Raw genomic sequence first — 16,711 nt, forward strand, 5'->3', positions numbered from 1 at the left:
CGGAGAGGACCTGAACGACGGCGCACCTTCAGTATGGCTCGTTTGCGCCGGCGCGACCTGCGCCCCTCTTCGCCGCCCGGCACCGCCATTCGAAGCCGCCACGTATCAAATACGGAAATGGGGAACGACATGCTGATTGATCGCCGCACCGTTATCGTCGCTGGCGCTGCCCTGGCCGCCGCACCCGCGCTCGGCCAAACGCGCAAGACGGCGCGGTTCCCCGCCGGCTTCTTGTGGGGTGCGTCGACCGCCGGCCATCAGGTTGAGGGAAATAACGTTTCCAGCGATACGTGGCTGCTGGAGAACGTCACGCCAAGCGTGTTCGCCGACAAGTCGGGCGATGCCTGCAACAGCTTCGATCTTTGGGCGCAGGACCTTGATCTGGTGAAGGCGCTGGGTCTGAACAGCTACCGCTTCTCGATCGAATGGGCGCGGATAGAGCCTGAGCAGGACATGTTCTCGGCCGCGATGCTCGATCATTACAAGCGGATGATCGAGGGCGCGCGGGCACGCGGGCTGACCCCGGTCGTGACCTATAGCCACTTCACTGCACCGCGCTGGTTCTCGGCAATAGGGGGCTGGACCAACCCGAAGGCACCGCAGCTGTTCGCCCGCTTCTGCGACCGGGCGACGCGGCATCTGGGTGCGGGGATCGGCCATGCGGTGACGCTCAACGAACCGAACCTGCTGCGGTTGTTGAAGACGATCGGCCTGCCGCCGCAATTGCTGGATGCGCAGCGTGCGATGCTGGTGGCAGCGGCGAAGGCGGCGGGGACGCCCAAATTCGTCGCCGGCAACGTCGCCAATGCCGAAGACCTCGACACAATGCAGACGATCATGATCGCCGCGCACAAGGCGGCCCGCGATGCGATCAAGGCGGTGCGTCCCGATCTGCCGGTCGGCGTCAGCCTCGCCATGTTCGACGATCAGGCATTGCCCGGCGGCGAGGCGAAGCGCGATGCCGCGCGTGCCGATCTGTATGGCGCATGGACCGATGCGGTGCGCGGCGACGAATTCTTCGGGGTGCAGAATTACGAACGTGCCCGCTGGGACGCGAACGGCAAGGTCGCCGCACCCGCCGATGCCGTCCGCAACTGGAGCGGGAGCGAAGTATGGGCACCGTCGCTGGCCGGCGCGGTACGCTATGCGCATCAGGCGACCGGCCTGCCAATCCTCATCACCGAACATGGTGTCGGCACCAACGACGATGCGATCCGCGCACGCTTCATCCCCGCCGCGCTCGCCGATCTGAAGAAGGCGATGGACGACGGCGTGCCGGTGCAAGGATATATGCACTGGTCGCTGCTCGACAATTTCGAATGGATTTTCGGCTACAAGCCCAAATACGGGCTGGTCGCGGTCGATCGCACGACCTTCCGCCGCACGCCCAAGCCGAGCGCGCATGTGCTGGGCCGCATCGCCAGGGCGAACGCGCTGTGACGCGGATCGCGCTGCTCGCCGCCGCGCTGCTCGCGACCTCCGCCGCCTTCGCGCAAACCCCGCCCGACCCGCTGGCGGCGGGGTTCGACAACCCCCCGGCAGAGGCGCGGCCCCGTACCTGGTGGCACTGGCTGAATGGCAACATCACCGAGGACGGGATCGTCAAGGATCTCGAATGGATGCAGCGCATCGGCCTGGGCGGCGTCCAGAATTTCGATGCGCAGCTGATGACGCCGCAGGTCGTCAAGGACCGGGTCGTCTACATGACACCCGAATGGAAGCGGGCCTTTCGTCTCGCCGCGACGACGGCCGATCGGTTGCAGCTCGAACTCGCCATCGCCGCTTCGCCGGGATGGAGCGAGACCGGCGGACCCTGGGTGCCTGCCGCCGATGGCATGAAGAAGCTGGTGTGGAGCCAGATCGATGTGACCGGCGGTCGCCGCCTCGCTGTCGCCTTGCCGGCACCGCCGGGCAATACCGGCCCGTTCCAGTCGCTGCCGTTCGACGATCCGCTCGCCGCGTTCGGCGGGCCGTCGTACAAGCCGCCGGCCGATTACCGCGATGTCGCGGTGTTGGCCTTCCCGGTCGCGGCGGACACGACCCCGCTGCCGACCGCGACGGTGGGCGGCAAGGCGGTCGATGCCGCAGCGCTTGCCGACGACGATGCGAAGACGGTCGTGACCCTGCCCAAGGGCGCGGCCGGCCGTCCCGCCACGATCGACTTCGCCTATGCCCGGCCAACGAGCATCGCCAGCGCGACGCTGTTCATCCCCGGCGCCCTGCCGCCCTTCGGCGATCCCGATTACCTGCCGGTGCTGGAGGTGCAGGACGGTACCGACTGGCGACCGCTCGCCACCCTGCCGCTCGGCATCGTGCCGACCACGGTGTCGTTCGCGCCCGTAACCGCGCGCGCATTCCGCATCGTCATGGGGCCGGACACCGGTCCAAAGCGCGTGGGATTGAACGCCCCGGTCGCCGGCGTGGTGATGGAGGGGCTGTTCCCCGACCGGCCCGATACCGGCATCCCGCTGGCGCAGCTGCGCCTGTCGGGCGAAGCGAAGATCGACCGGTTCGAGGCCAAGGCCGGGTTCGCGACCGTGCTCGACTATCACGTGCTGTCGACCGGCGTGCCCGACATGGCCGGTGTCGATCCGGCGCGCGTCGTCGACCTGACCGCGAAGCTGCGCAGCGACGGCACGCTCGACTGGACCCCGCCCACCGGCCGCTGGCGGATCCTGCGTATCGGCAGTTCGCTGCTCGGGACGACCAACCATCCGGCGACCCCGGAGTCTACCGGACTGGAGGTCGACAAATACGACGGTGCCGCAGTGTCGCGCTATCTCGACCAATATCTGCGCATGTACCGCGATGCCGCCGGCAGCGACCTGATCGGTGCGCAGGGCGTGCGCGCGCTGCTGACCGACAGTTTCGAGGCGGGCGATGCCAACTGGACGCCGCGGATGATCGAACAGTTCAGGCGGTTGCGCGGCTACGACCCGACGCCGTGGCTGCCGACGCTTGCCGGTGTCGTGATCGGCAGCCGGGCGCGCAGCGACGCGTTCCTCTACGACTATCGCCGGACGCTTGCCGACCTGATGGCCAGCGAACATTACGGGACGATCGCCAGGGTCGCCCATGCCAATGGGCTGAAGGTCTATGGCGAGGCGCTGGAAGACAGTCGCCCGGCGCTGGGCGACGACATCGCGCTGCGGGCGCATGCCGACATCCCGATGGCGGCGATGTGGACCTTCGGACCCGACGAGGCGCCGCGCCCGACGCTGATCGGCGACATTCGCGGGGCTGCGTCGGTTGCGCATCTCTATGGCCAGAACCTCGTTGCAGCGGAATCGATGACCTCGGGCTTTTCGCCCTGGGCGTTCGCGCCCGCCGACCTGCGCCGGGTAATCGATTTCGAATTCGTCAACGGCGTGAACCGTCCGGTCATCCACACCTCGGTCCATCAACCGGTCGACGACAAGGTGCCGGGACTGAGCCTCGCCATCTTCGGCCAATATCTCAACCGGCACGAAAGCTGGGCGGAGATGGCGCGGCCGTGGATCGATTACATCGCCCGGTCCGCCTACATGCTGCAACAGGGGCGCAACGTGGCCGATGTCGCCTATTTTTATGGCGAGGAAGCGCCGCTGACAGCACTCTACGCCCATGCGCCGCTCAAGGACGTGCCGCTTCGCTACGGCCATGACTTCGTCAACGCCGATGCGCTGGCGAATGTCCTGTCGGTGGAGCAGGGGTGGATCGTAGCGAAAGGCGGCGCGCGGTACCGCGCGCTGTATCTGGGCGGGTCGAGCGCGCGGATGACGCTGCCGACGTTGCGGCGGATTGCGGCGCTGGCGCAGGCGGGTGCGACCGTGATCGGCGAAGCGCCGACCGGCTCGCCGTCGCTGAACGACGATCCGGCCGCCTTTGCCGCGCTGGTCCGGCAATTGTGGAGCGGACAGGCGGTGACGCCGGTCGGTGCCGGGCGGGTGATCGCGGGGCGCGATCTCGAGCGAGCTTTAGGCAGCATCTCGATCGTGCCCGACTTCGACTATGCAAAGGCGGCGCCGGACACCGAGTTTTTGTTCGCGCACCGGACGCTGGCGGATGGCGAAATCTATTACGTCGTCAACCGCCGCAATCGCGCCGAACGTACCGAGGCGCGTTTCCGTGTCGTCGGGCGAGTGCCACAATTATGGCATGCCGATACCGGGCGCGCGACGCCGGTATCCTACCGGATCGAAGGGGGGCAGACGATCGTGCCCCTCGATCTGGCAGCGGAGGAATCGGTGTTCGTGGTGTTCCGCGACCCGACCGGCGCGACCAGCGCCACAGTCGCGCCGCCAGCGGTAACGCCGCTGGTCAAACTCGACGGGCCATGGACCGTCACGTTCCAGCCGGGGCGCGGCGCGCCGGCGGGTACGACGCTGCCGACGCTGACCCCGCTCGATGCGAGTGCCGTACCCGGCATCCGCTATTTCTCCGGCGTGGCGACCTATACGACCGACTTCATCCTGCCGCGGACGACGGCCAGATCGCTGACCCTCGATCTGGGGCGGGTGGGCGATCTGGCGGAAGTGCTGGTCAACGGGCGGAGTGTCGGCACGGTGTGGCACGCGCCGTATCGCATCGATATCGGCGCGGCGGCGAAGCCAGGCCGCAACCGGATCGAAGTGCGCGTAGCCAATCGCTGGATCAACCGTCTCATCGGCGATGCGCAGCCCGGTGCGACCAAGGTTACCTGGACGTCGATGCCGACCTATCGCCCGGACGCGCCGCTGCGTCCTGCCGGGCTGATCGGGCCGGTGGTCGTCGGTGAAGCGCGATGACCGCGGCGCAGCGCCGCTATCGCCGGACCGAGATGGTGGTCGCGGCCGCGATCAGCGCGGTGCTGAGCGGTGTGTTCGTCGCGCTGCTGTTCGGCGGGCAGGCTGTGGTGCCGGTGGCCGGCTGGAACGGGCTGATCGTCGATGCGCTGCCACAGACGGCGATGATCGCGCTGATGAGCAGCCTCGTGCCGACGCTGCTGACCCGTCGGCGCACCCGCCGCGGGAGTATCGCACCGCTGTCGACGGCAGGCCGCTGGCCGGTGACGATCGTGCTTAGGATCGGCGCGTTCGTCCTCGTCGCTACGATGTTGGCCGGCGGGCTGCACGTCGCGCTGTTGCCGCTGGGACCGTCGGCATGGCCGCTGTCCGCCGTGTTCGCCGGCAAGATCCTGTATGGCGCAATATTGGGCATGGCGGTCGCGGGGCTGGCGGTAACGGCGGCGCTTCGCGATCCGGTAGGATGATCGTTTGAGAGGGGAGAGGACCGATGCAAAGGAACGAAAGGCCGAACCGTCGCGCCGCCATCCTGGCCGAAGTGCGGTGCACCGCGATGGCACTGACCGCGCTTGCGGCGTTCGTCGGTTCGTTCTGGATGGCGGGGCTGTTGTTCTGAGGTTGTTTACCAGCGAAGAGCCGCTGGCATTCGACCGCCGCCGCTTTTTGAATGCCGCGACCGCGTCGCTCGATGTTACGCTAGCCATCCTGCCGTTGGCGGACCCCGGTCGATGAACAACTCGGTCAAGGCCGCCGACATATCCTCGGAGCTGGCAAGTCACCTTCTATGCCAGACATTCCCCGCGTACCTCGCGATGATTGTGAGGATGACTGACGGCCGATCATCCTGTTCGTCGCCTAATGCGTCCTGTACTCCGCCAACGCCCACTTCATCCTCCGCCCCGACCGCCGGCATCCTGTTCCCCCGCCTAAGACAGAGGCGACCGGGCGTTAAGCAGGGTGATTCCGATGGAGGCAACAATGTGCAGAAATCGACACAAAGGCAACGCACGGGATGGCCTGATATCGCGGCCTGTCAACGGAAAAATGGCCATAAAGTTCTGAAAAATAAGGACAAGTTGCCAGTTACAATTCTCGGTTAAACAACCTTGCACACCCCGTCAGGGATGATAGGCTAACGCCATAATAATAAACCCCGCAGGATGAAAAATAGCCGATCCCGGCACCGGGTAGAGCAGCAAAGGTTGCCACCGGGCACGGTTCGCGCATGCTTTGGGAGAGGTACGGACACTATCGGGGATGTCCTTACCTATGGCATTAGTTTCTTCACGAGGACTGGGCCGTCCCTTATCGGACGGTTATTACTCGCGTGCGTCATCAACGCCGCGAATAGTGTCGATTGGACGCTGCCCTGCCGTGCGAACTCCGCCGGCATATGCTTGGCCTGAAAGCCGGCTCTCGCTGCATGCCGCCCCGCGCCCCCGCGTTTTTTCGCGTTCCTGAGGAGACTTTCATGGCCGTTTCTACCGTCCCGTTGCTGTCGCGCCGTCGCATGTTGGGCGTATCGACCCTCGCTGTCGGTGCGATCGGTTCCGTGCCCGCACTGGCCGCCGGGGGTGGCGGCGCCCCGCCGGTCTTTGGTCCGGCTGATGGCGTCGCGCTGCTGTCGCGCAACGAAAATCCCTATGGTCCCAGCCCCAGCGCACTGCGCGCGATCGACGAACAGGCGACGAAGGGCGCCTATTATGCCGAAGGGGGCATCCAGCGGCTCGCGGCCATGATCGCCGAGCGCCATGGCGTCACCGCCGAGCATATCGTGATCGGCAACGGGTCGAGCGAAGTGCTGAACGCGATCGGGCTGGCATGGAAAGGCCGTGGGCCGATGGTCGGACCGGCGCTGTTCTGGGACACCTGCGCGCTCTATGCCACGCGGCAGGGCGCGACGCTCAAGCGGGTGGCGATGACCCCCGATCTGGAGATCGACCTGGCGGCAATGGACGCGGCGGTGACGCCGGGCACGTCGCTGGTCCATGTCTGCAACCCGAACAACCCGACCGGGCGGTTGATCCCGGGGGCGACCATGGCGGCGTTCGTGCAGAAGGTCGGCCCGCGCGCGACGGTGCTGGTCGACGAAGCCTATAACGAATTGACCGACGACCCGCAGGCATCGAGCGTCATCCCGCTGATAAAGGCGGGCGCGAACCTGATCGTCGCGCGGACTTTCTCCAAAATCTATGGCATGGCGGGGCTCCGCATCGGCTATTCGATCAGCTCGCCCGAACATGCCGCGCTGATCCGCAGCCATATCATGTCGTCGGCCAATACCGCAGGGCTGGCCGGGGCGATCGCCAGCTATAATGACGAACCCTTCCTGCGCTATTCGAAGGGCAAGGTGGTCGAGGCGCGCGAGATGATCGTCGACGCGGCGAAGCGCGCGGGGCTGCGCGTGCTGCCGTCACAGACCAATTTCGTATTCGTGCAGGTTCCGGACGCCGACAAGCTGCGCGCCGCGATGGCCGAGCGTAACGTGCTGATCCGGGGGACCTATGGCCCATGGAAGAACTGGTCGCGGGTCAGCACCGGGCGGATCGAGGACGTGGCGCGCTATGCCGCTGCGCTGCCCGAACTGGTCCGCGCGTGACCCGGGCGGCGCGGCATGTGGCGCACCGCCCCGACCGGGGTTCAGCCGCGTGCCGCGCGCGCCGCGATCTGTTGCCGGGCGTTCGCCAGTGCCGCCGTTTCGCAACGGACATAGTCGGCACGCGGGCGCAGGCCCCACATGCTGCTGTAACCGCATACGTCGCGCGCACCGGCGACAAGGCGGCGGTTGATCGTCGCATCGTCGCGCACGCCGGCCAGGTCGATCGCGACCGAGCGGACGACGCGGCCATCGGCATCGCTGGCGGTCATGGCAATGTTGGCGACGTCCTCCGCATAGGCGGCGGGCGTCGCGGCGAACAGCGCGCCGGCGGCACCGAGCGCCAGCGACAGACGGCGAACGGACAGGGCTGACATCCTCTTCTCCCGATTTTCTGCGCGGGCGGTCCGAACCTGCCGTCCGCGCCTGTGCCGACCCGTATCCGGCACGACCAACCGTATACCGGGTTCCAACGAAAAAAGACACCGGAGAGGCCCATTTCGCGCCACAACCGAGGGGGCCCATGCAAATAGCGAATATCATTTCGATTTGGGCGATGACCAGCGCCATCGCAACGCCAGCACTGGCACAGGAAGGCGGTTCAGCGCCCGTGACGGCGACGCCGGAGGAGGCACCGCCCGAGGATATCGTGGTGGTGGGCACGCGCCGGACCGACCGCACCGTTGCCGAGTCGGCGGTACCGGTCGACGTGTTCGATTCCGCGACGCTGGGGCAACAGGCGCCCGCCGACATGAACACCGTGCTGCGCAACCTGATCCCGTCCTTCAATGTCGGCCGCTTCGTCAGTTCGGACGGGTCGGCGATCGTGCGGCCCGCGACGCTGCGCGGCCTGCCGCCGGACGAGGTCCTGGTGCTGGTCAACGGCAAGCGGCGCCATCGTTCCGCGCTGGTGCAGCTGGCCGGCGGGTCGTTGGCGGCCGGGTCGCAGGGCGTCGACCTCGCGCAGATTCCGGCGATCGCGATCGACCGGATCGAGGTGCTGCGCGACGGTGCCGCCGCACAATATGGCTCGGACGCGATCGCCGGCGTCATCAATTACGGGCTGAAGCGCAACCGCGAAGGGGGTTCGCTCACTGCCCGCTATGGCCAGTTCTATGCCGGCGATGGCGAGAATATCCAGGTCGCGGGCAATGTCGGGCTGGGGCTGGGCGACGGGTTCGTGTCGATCAGCGGCGAATATGTGAAGGCCCAGCAGACGAGCCGGGGCGGGCAGCGCATCGGCGCCTTCGCATTGGCGGCGGCGCGGCCCGACCTTGCCGAAGACATCCGCGATCCCGCGCAGCTGCGCGGCGATCCGGCGATCGAATCCGGGCGGATCTTCGTCAATGGCGGCCTGCCACTGGGCGAGAAGGACGAACTGTATTTCTTCGGCAACTGGGGCCGCAGCCATAGCGAGATCGACTTCAACTATCGTCAGCCGGTGACGGTCACCGGCCCGAACCGCTTCGGCACGGGCAACGCGACCTATGGCTATGCGTCGGGGGTGTACGAGACGCTGTACCTCGACCGCCTGGCCAACGGCAATTACGATGCGAACGGCCGCACGTTCAACTTCACCTCGGTGTTTCCGGCCGGCTTCACCCCGCGCTTCATCGGCGATGTCGACGATCTGTCGGCGGCGGTCGGCTATCGTGGCGAGACCGGCTTCGGGCTGAAATATGATCTGAGCGCCAGCTATGGCCAGAGTCGCATCGATTTCTCGATGAACGACACGGTCAACCCGTCGATGGGGCCGGACTCGCCGACCGACTTCTATCTCGGCCGGCTCGAACAGCGCGAGACCAACTTCAACGCCGATTTCGTGCAGACGGCGAATATCGGCATCGCCAGCCCGCTGACGATCGCCTTCGGCCTCGAGGCGCGCGAGGAGGCCTATACGATCGGACTGGGTGATCCGGCGTCCTATGAAGTCGGCCCCTTCGCCTTCCGCCGGGTCCAGCGCAGCGACGGGTCGACGTTCAACGTGACGCAGCAGGTCGGCGCGAACGGCTTTCCGGGATATGGCCCCGACGCGACGGTCGACCGCTCGCGCCAGAGCTTTGCCGGTTATCTCGACGTCGAAGGCGACGTGACCGAGGCGCTGACGCTGGCCGGAGCCATCCGCTACGAATATTTCGCCGATTTCGGCGGTACGACCAATATCAAGGGGACGGCGCGCTATGCGTTCAGTCCGGCGGTCGCGGTCCGCGCGGCGGCGAGTACCGGGTTTCGCGCACCGACGCCGGGACAGAGCTATACGACCAATATCGCCACCGCATTCGTCGGCGGCAATCCGGTCGAAACCGCGACGCTGCCGCCATCCAGCCCGGCGGCGCAGCTGTTCGGCGCCCGCGCGCTGGCCCCGGAAACCTCGGTCAACCTGTCGGGCGGCATCGTGCTGACCCCGGTCCGCGCGCTGACGGTGACGATCGACGCCTATCAGATCGACGTCAGCGACCGCATCGGCATGTCGGGCAATTTCGACATCACCACCCAGGCGCGGCGCGACCAGTTGCGCACGCTGGGCGTCGAGAACTGGGCGAGCCTTGGCCGGCTGCGTTACTTTACCAACGCGTTCGATACGCGCACCCGCGGCATCGACCTGGTGCTAAACCATGTCACCGGCACCGATTATGGCCGGTTCAATACCGTGTTCGCGATGAACTACAACCGGACCGAGGTGACCGCGTTCAACCCGACGATCATCACCCGAGAACGGCGCGGCGATATCGAGAATCTGACGCCGCGCGTCCGCGCCAACTTGTCGGAAAGCTGGTCGGACGGACCGCTGGCGGTGACCGCGCGGGCGCAATATTACGGGCCGATCACCTCGTTCGACCTGCCCGCCAATGGCGGCGACAAGCGTTTCGGGTCCGAAGTCATGTTCGACCTGGAGGTCAGCTATCAGGTGACCCGCGCCATCCGCGTCGCGGTGGGGGCGGAAAACCTGTTCGACAATTATCCCGATCGCGATTTCCGCGCGACCGGAGGAACCGGGGCGGGTGGCACGCCGCTGCAGAACTATTTCCTTGCGACCGATGCGACGGTGGCGGGCGACCGCTATCTCGGCAATGCGCCGACCGGGTTCAACGGCGGCTTCTGGTATGCGCGGGCGCAACTGACCTTCTGACGATAATGATCGACAGTGCGATGTCCGGCGGGCCCCTTCGGGCCTGTCGGGCATCGTGCGTTTCGGCTTTATCGACGGGCTGGCAGGAAGCGACGGCCGAGACGGCGGCACTGTCGAAATGCTCGTTTTAACTGGAAAATTCACTGGTCATAATAAGGTGAAGCGAAGCAATTGTCGGGCCAAGGCGTACGGGAGTTGCCTGCCTAAGAACAATCCCCCCGCAAGGGCATTCAACATTTTGCCCACGTTCTTGAAATTTAACAAGATTGAGAAGTGCAGATAGTTCTTTTGAACAACTGGAAAATTCAGTCATATAAGTGAAAAAGTTCGCCATTAGGCGCAGCGCTTTCCAATGTTACCTGGGGGCGACGTGACTATAAAATGGAACGGATTGGTCGGCATCGGCGGCATATGTCTATGCGCTTTCTTGCCGGAGATGGCGTTCGCGCAAACTGCAGGTACGGCCGCGGCCGAAGATCAAGCGGAACAAGATATTATAGTTAATGGCGAGCGCACCCGTGCGCCTTTGGTCATGGAAGTGCCAAACTCGCCCAAGGCCCGCGCGATCGTTACGCAAGACCATATCGAGCACACGGTCCCCGGCCAGTCGATCTTCAACGCGATCAACCTGGTACCCGGCGTCAACTACACCGCGGGCGACCCCTATGGCGGCAATGGCGGCGGCATCCGTATCCGCGGGTTCGATGCCAGCCGTATCGCCTTCACCTTCGACGGACTGCCCCTGAACGATGCGGGCAACTACGCCATCTATGCAAACCAGCAGATCGATCCCGAACTGGTGGAATCGGTCAACGTCAATTTCGGCTCGACCGACGTGGACTCGCCGACGGCAAGTGCGGCGGGCGGAACGGTCAATTATCGCACCGTCCTTCCGACCGAAACGTTGAGTGCGACGGCGGTCTATTCGCACGGCGACGGCAACATGAACCGCGTTTTCGGCTTACTCAACACCGGCGATCTCACGTCCAGCGGCACCCGGGCCTGGCTGTCCGCCAGCAGCCAGAGCTACAATCTCTATCGCTACGCCAATGTCCGGAAGGCCCAATATAACGCGCGGATCTATCAGCCGCTCGGCGGGAAGGACTTCGTGTCGCTGGCAGGCTTTTTCTACCAGCATCGCAACAACGGTTATGGCACGCCCTCGCTCGCCAATATCAACAGCGTGCTTGGCAATCCCTTTCCCGTGTCCTCGACCGGGCCGGCGCGGGTCGATCTGACGCGGGCCCAGTTCGACAAACTGTTTGCCGACCAGAGCAACAGCTATCTCAACAGCACGATCTGCGCCCTGCTGTCGCAGGTGCAGGCCGGAAAGGGCACGGTGCAGGACGACCGTGCCAGATGCACCAACACCCGGCAGATCGGTCTGAATCCGGTGGATACGGGTAATCTCCGCTTCAACAGCCTGTTCGCCCTGTCCGACCGGCTGACCTTCTCGATGGACGGCGGCTATACCTATACCCGCGCCAATGGCGGCGGCTCGACCGTGTTCGCCGAAAGCGATGCCAATGCCGGGCAAAGGGGCGCCAATGGCAATCAGTTTGGGCGGATCGGCGCGGGCGTCGCATCGGGCCGCGACCTGAATGGCGATGGCGACATGCTGGACTATGTCCGCGCCTATTATCCATCGAACACCCTGACGCATCGGCTGATCGCGATCTCGGGACTGCGATACGATATCGATCCGGACAATCTGGTACGCCTGGCCTATACCTGGGATCGCGCACGGACGCTGCAGACCGGCGAGGCCAGCCTGCTCGGCCCGGACGGCACGCCCCCGCTGCCGTTCAGCACCAGCGACATGGACAATCCTTATGCCATGCTGGATGCGGCGGGCAACGTGCCCAACAAACGCAACCGCCTGACCTATTCCATACTGCACCAGATTTCGGGCGAGTATCGCGGCAAGCCGTTCGACGACTCGCTGTCGTTCATGGTCGGCCTGCGCGCGGCGCTGTTCCGGCGCAACATGAACAACTATTGCTACACCATCCCCGGTAGCAGCAACGAAGCCTATTGCACCTCGCAGACCCAGGCTCAGGTCCAGGCCGACAGTCGGACCCGGAATTTCGCGCCACCCTATGCAGGGCGCATCAAGGAATATCGGGCACTTCTGCCCAATCTAGGCCTGACCTGGCAGATGACGCCGGCGCTCAGCCTGTTCACCAGCTACACCAAGGGATTTTCCGCGCCGAGCACCGAAGTCTATGCGTATGACGACAAGGTCATTCGTCCGATCGGCGAAGAGGCAAAGCCGGAGCGAACCAATTCCTTCGATCTGGGTCTTCGCTACACCATGGGCATCGCGCAGGCGCAATTGGGCGGCTGGTTCATCCATTACGACAATCGCATCGTCAACGTGACCACGCCGGTCGAGGGCGGCGGGACGATCAGCGCCGCCCGTAACGTCGGCGCAGTCGACAGCAAGGGCATCGACGCTTCGTTGTCAGTCAGTCCGGTTCGCTGGCTGTCGCTCTACGGCTTCACGTCCTATATGACCGCCACGCTGAAAGACGATGTGCTGAACGGCGCGACCGGCGCGGTGGCGATCGCGACCAAGGGCAAGTCGTTGGTCGATACGCCCAACTGGCAATATGGCGGCCGGGCGCAGGTGAACCTGCCCTTCGGCGTGATCGGTCTGTCGGCCAAGCATGTCGGCGATCGTTTCGTGACCGACGTCAACGACGTGAAGGTGGCGGGCTACACGCTGGTTGATCTGGATGCGCAGATCGGCATGCGCTGGATCGGGCTGGAGAAGACCTATGTCCAGTTCAACGTCGTGAACCTCCTCGACAAGGCTTATATTTCCAACCTTGGCACTGCCACCAGCAACGGCGGCTTCTTCAACTTCGGCAATCCGCGTACGGTGATCGGAAGCGTGCATTTCCAGTTCTGACGTCACGGGCTGCGACGGCGGATGCGTCGTCGCAGCCGATCGCTGCATTGTCGGGCACGGTGTACAGACGTGGCGGCCATGCCGGGCCGCCGGTCATCAGATGATGGAGCAGGGCATGAGGCGCAGGGCGATCCGGGGAATGGCGGCGATACTGGCGGTCGGGTCTGCGCCAGGGCTCTCCACGGCCGAACCGACGGCGTCGTCGCCGCTGGAACTGATCGGCGCAGCGGAAATTCCCTTCGGCGCCCGCTTTCAGGGGTACCCGATCGGCGGCCTGTCCGGGCTCGACCGGCTTCCGGGGGGCGACTTCATCGCCATTTCCGACGACAAGGGCGATGGGCGGCAGCCCCGCTTCTATCAGCTGGCGATCACGTTGGATCCCGCGCAGCATCGGGCGCGGGTCCGGGTGAAGGGGCAGGCGATCCTGCGTGATGCGCAGGACGTGCCCTTTCCGATCGACCGCCCGGTGGTCGACCCTGAAGCTATTCGGCATGGGGATGACGGCCATGTCTATTGGTCGTCGGAGGGGACGTGGAGCGACGATCCTGCCCGGCGCGTCCAGCCCGGCATTTACGAAAGCGATGCAACGGGCCGCGTCCTTCGCAGCTTTTCGCTACCTGCTGCCTATCTCTATACCGACAACAAGACGCGCGGCGCTGTATCCAACGGCGTGCTGGAGGGGTTGGCGGCAGGACCGACCGGAACGGTGTACGCCATTAACGAGGTTCCCGCCTATGAAGACGGCGTGGCCGATGGCGGGTCCGGCAAACCCATGCGTCACCGACTGACCAGCTTCGATCCCAAGAACGGCAAGCCGCTTCACCAGTACGTCTATGAGGTGCCAGACGGGCAATATAGCGTGTCTGAACTGCTGGCGGTCGATGACCGCCATTTCCTGTCGATCGAACGGATCGTGCCCTTCGACGCGAAAAAGGGTGTGGATGCCAGGATCGTGCTGTCTGGCATCACTGATCGAACGACCGATGTCCTGTCCTGTCCGGGGCTGAAAAGCTGCCCCGCGATTGCGATGACCCGCACGATATTACTCGATCTGCCCAAGCGGTATCGCGGCATCAAGATCGACAATCTCGAGGGTTTGGCCTGGGGCCCCAGCCTGGCGGACAATCGCCGCACGCTGATCGTCGAGGCGGACAACAATTTCAATAAGGAAGAGGTATCGCAGTTTCTCGTATTCGCCTGGTCGCGGTGACAGATCGAGCTGCAATACGGTCTCGGAACCTTCTTGATAGAGGATCGGTCCATATTGCAGAAGGTAGTCCTCAGCCCGCAATGTCCGCCCAGCTGAGATCGAAGCGCGCGAGATATTTGCGCAGCCGATCGGCGTCGTTGGTCGAGGTGCGCTGGCGGCGCGAGGCGGCGAAGAGGGTGCGGCCGGCGTCGGATAGCGAACGGCAGGCGCGACAGGTTTCGACGACATGCGCCAGCTGGACACGATCGAAGGGATCGAGCGCACCCAGTTGCTCTGCGGTCATCAGGTTCGACAGCGCGTCCGCTTCCGCTTTTCCGCTTCGCCATAGCCGTTGCAGGCGCGCAATCTCGGCGGTGACGCAGTCGAGATTGATCCGCCCGGCCGGGCTGAATGTCGCCATCCGCGTCACGCTGGCGGCGAGGTCGCGGAAATTACCGGGCCAGCGCGCCTCGGCACTGGTCGCAAAGGTGAGATAGCGGTCGCGCGCCTCCTTGTTGAAGGTGATGCGGTCACCCTCGCGCTCGGCATGGCGGTCGAGTTCATAGTCGAGATTGGGCGCGATATCCTCCCGCCGTTCGGCAAGGCCGGGGAGGGCGAAGGTCCAGAGGTTGAGACGTGCATAGAGGTCGTCGCGGAACGTGCCGTCCGCTACACAGGCGGCAAGGTCGCGATTAGTGCCCGCGATCAGTTGAAAGTCGCTCGCCACCTCCCGGTCGGCACCGACGGGGAGAAAGCGCTTGTCCTCGATCGCGCGCAGGATCATCGCCTGCTCGTCCAAGCCCAGTTCGCCGATCTCGTCGAGAAACAGGACGCCGGTATCGGCGGTGCGCAACAGGCCGGCGCGATCCGCTGCAGCACCGGTAAAGGCGCCCTTGCGGTGCCCGAACAGTGCCGACATCGCGCCGTCGCCCTTCAGCGTGGCGCAATTGACCTCAACCAGCGGTCCTTTCACCTGACGCTTCAGCCGCTTGAGTTCGTAGATGCGCCGCGCAAGCTGGCTCTTGCCCGCGCCGGTCGGCCCCATCAGCAAGAGCGGCGCACGGCTGCGGATCGCGACCTGTTCGATCTCGTCGATCATAGCGTTGAAGGCAGTGTTGCGGGTGTCGATGTCCGATTTGAGAAAGCTGTTACTTTCGACGCTGTCCGCGGCGAAGCGGGTGGCTGAGCGGCAAGTATTGGGTCCGCTTTTGCCGCCGGCGTCGGTTCGTGGTCGTTGGCGACGGACGCCGCTGCCGCGGATCGTGAACGCGTTGCTGTATCTGCTGTAGTTGGGATGTCCGTGGCGTGGTCTGCCGCGTGATTTTTCTCCGTTCACGACCGTGAAGTATCAATTCTACCGCTGGCGCGATCAGGCCTGGTGACCCCGGATCGATGCGTTGCTGATGGCTCGCTCGCGGATGCTCAAGGGACGCGACCCTGAACCATCGGCGGTGGTGATCGACAGCCAGAGCGCCCGCCACCGAGAGCGGAGGTCCGCGCTGGTTCGATGCCGCCAAGAAGGTTGAGGGTCGCAAGCACCACATTGCGACCGATACATCAGGCCGATTGCTCAAGGCGCGGATCGCCCCGGCCAACGTGCAGGACAGCCATGGCGGCGTGTCGTTGCGCGAGGCACTGGCGGTACGGTTTCCAACGCTGCGCCATGTCTATGCCGACCGCGCCTATCGCGGCAACAAGCTGCTCACCGCGGTCGCCGATCCAAAACCATGGGCTGCCGAGCCCATCACCCGCTCACAATGCGTCGGGCACTTCGTCCACGCACGATGACTTTGGGTCGTCGAGGTCTTTCGCATGGCTCAGTCGAAACCGGGGTCTCGCCAAAGACTATGAAACCTCCAAACGGCCGCAGTAAGCTTGGTGGGCCTCGCCTCTGTCGAACCCCTCACAAGAAATATCGCAAGAACACGATAACGGGTCGGACACTCAGCACGAACGCGTTGTTCACGCGCTCACATCCCATTTCCACCTCAACCCCCAAACCGTTCGCCTTGAGCAGCTTCGCGCTTGTCGAGAATCGTAATCGAAAAGGAGTAAGCGATCACGTTCTCAACGGACGCTTCTCGACAGGCTCGAAGCTGCTTTAACCGAACGAGTGGGG

Annotated in this window: 10 protein-coding genes and 1 pseudogene; 9 read left to right on the plus strand and 2 right to left on the minus strand. The window is 64.8% G+C overall.

Features of this window, described 5'->3' with window-relative positions; translation table 11 throughout:
- Positions 1-132: 132 nt before the first annotated feature.
- The 5 genes from MF607_RS02765 to MF607_RS02780 all read left to right on the plus strand — a co-directional run bounded on the left by MF607_RS02765 (position 133) and on the right by MF607_RS02780 (position 7,362).
- Positions 133-1,440 (plus strand): family 1 glycosylhydrolase, encoded by a 1,308-nt coding sequence (locus tag MF607_RS02765; protein WP_242116436.1) that lies wholly within the window; start codon positions 133-135, stop codon positions 1,438-1,440.
- Complete coding sequence (locus MF607_RS02770; protein WP_242115948.1) at positions 1,437-4,766, plus strand: glycosyl hydrolase; 3,330 nt, start codon at positions 1,437-1,439, stop codon at positions 4,764-4,766. Before MF607_RS02765 ends, MF607_RS02770 begins: the two co-directional genes overlap by 4 nt.
- Positions 4,763-5,230: a hypothetical protein gene (locus MF607_RS02775; protein WP_242115949.1), complete on the plus strand. Its 468-nt coding sequence runs from the start codon at positions 4,763-4,765 to the stop codon at positions 5,228-5,230. The genes MF607_RS02770 and MF607_RS02775 overlap by 4 nt, the downstream gene beginning before the upstream one ends.
- 23 nt (positions 5,231-5,253) lie before the next feature.
- Entirely contained in the window at positions 5,254-5,379 is a 126-nt protein-coding gene (locus tag MF607_RS22645) for a hypothetical protein (protein WP_277925694.1), read from the plus strand.
- 855 nt (positions 5,380-6,234) lie between these two features.
- Positions 6,235-7,362 (plus strand): pyridoxal phosphate-dependent aminotransferase, encoded by a 1,128-nt coding sequence (locus tag MF607_RS02780; RefSeq protein WP_242115950.1) that lies wholly within the window; start codon positions 6,235-6,237, stop codon positions 7,360-7,362.
- Between the two features lie 41 nt (positions 7,363-7,403).
- Here the strand turns inward: MF607_RS02780 and MF607_RS02785 are convergent, their stop codons facing one another.
- Entirely contained in the window at positions 7,404-7,736 is a 333-nt protein-coding gene (locus tag MF607_RS02785; RefSeq protein WP_242115951.1) for a UrcA family protein, read from the minus strand.
- A 179-nt stretch (positions 7,737-7,915) separates the two neighbouring features.
- Here MF607_RS02785 and MF607_RS02790 point away from each other — a divergent pair, with 179 nt between their 5' ends.
- From MF607_RS02790 to MF607_RS02800, 3 genes are all read left to right on the plus strand, one after another.
- Positions 7,916-10,489 carry a TonB-dependent receptor plug domain-containing protein gene (locus MF607_RS02790; protein ID WP_242115952.1) on the plus strand — a complete coding sequence of 858 codons (2,574 nt, stop codon included), beginning with the start codon at positions 7,916-7,918 and terminating at the stop codon, positions 10,487-10,489.
- A gap of 532 nt (positions 10,490-11,021) precedes the next feature.
- Entirely contained in the window at positions 11,022-13,403 is a 2,382-nt protein-coding gene (locus MF607_RS02795; RefSeq protein ID WP_242115953.1) for a TonB-dependent receptor, read from the plus strand.
- Positions 13,404-13,518: 115 nt separating this feature from the next.
- On the plus strand, positions 13,519-14,613 hold the full coding sequence (locus MF607_RS02800) for an esterase-like activity of phytase family protein (protein ID WP_242115954.1): 1,095 nt from the start codon (positions 13,519-13,521) through the stop codon (positions 14,611-14,613).
- A 70-nt stretch (positions 14,614-14,683) separates the two neighbouring features.
- Here MF607_RS02800 and MF607_RS02805 read toward each other — a convergent pair whose 3' ends face one another.
- Positions 14,684-15,928 (minus strand): sigma 54-interacting transcriptional regulator, encoded by a 1,245-nt coding sequence (locus MF607_RS02805; RefSeq protein ID WP_347340855.1) that lies wholly within the window; start codon positions 15,926-15,928, stop codon positions 14,684-14,686.
- Positions 15,929-16,080: 152 nt separating this feature from the next.
- On the opposite strand from MF607_RS02805, the pseudogene MF607_RS02810 reads away from it, so the two are divergent.
- Positions 16,081-16,380: pseudogene (locus MF607_RS02810) on the plus strand (transposase); the annotation flags it as partial.
- Positions 16,381-16,711 lie beyond the last annotated feature (331 nt).

The organism is Sphingomonas lacusdianchii (genome assembly GCF_022664395.1).
In the GTDB taxonomy this organism is placed as follows: Bacteria; Pseudomonadota; Alphaproteobacteria; order Sphingomonadales; family Sphingomonadaceae; genus Sphingomonas; species Sphingomonas lacusdianchii.

Bases quoted from the DNA above. Each gene is read 5' to 3' on its own strand.
- MF607_RS02775 (WP_242115949.1), top strand. From the start codon at position 4,763: ATGACCGCGGCGCAGCGCCGCTATCGCCGGACCGAGATGGTGGTCGCG.
- MF607_RS22645 (WP_277925694.1), top strand. From the start codon at position 5,254: ATGCAAAGGAACGAAAGGCCGAACCGTCGCGCCGCCATCCTGGCCGAA.
- MF607_RS02780 (WP_242115950.1), top strand. From the start codon at position 6,235: ATGGCCGTTTCTACCGTCCCGTTGCTGTCGCGCCGTCGCATGTTGGGC.
- MF607_RS02785 (WP_242115951.1), bottom strand. From the start codon at position 7,736: ATGTCAGCCCTGTCCGTTCGCCGTCTGTCGCTGGCGCTCGGTGCCGCC.
- MF607_RS02790 (WP_242115952.1), top strand. From the start codon at position 7,916: ATGACCAGCGCCATCGCAACGCCAGCACTGGCACAGGAAGGCGGTTCA.
- MF607_RS02795 (WP_242115953.1), top strand. From the start codon at position 11,022: ATGGAAGTGCCAAACTCGCCCAAGGCCCGCGCGATCGTTACGCAAGAC.
- MF607_RS02800 (WP_242115954.1), top strand. From the start codon at position 13,519: ATGAGGCGCAGGGCGATCCGGGGAATGGCGGCGATACTGGCGGTCGGG.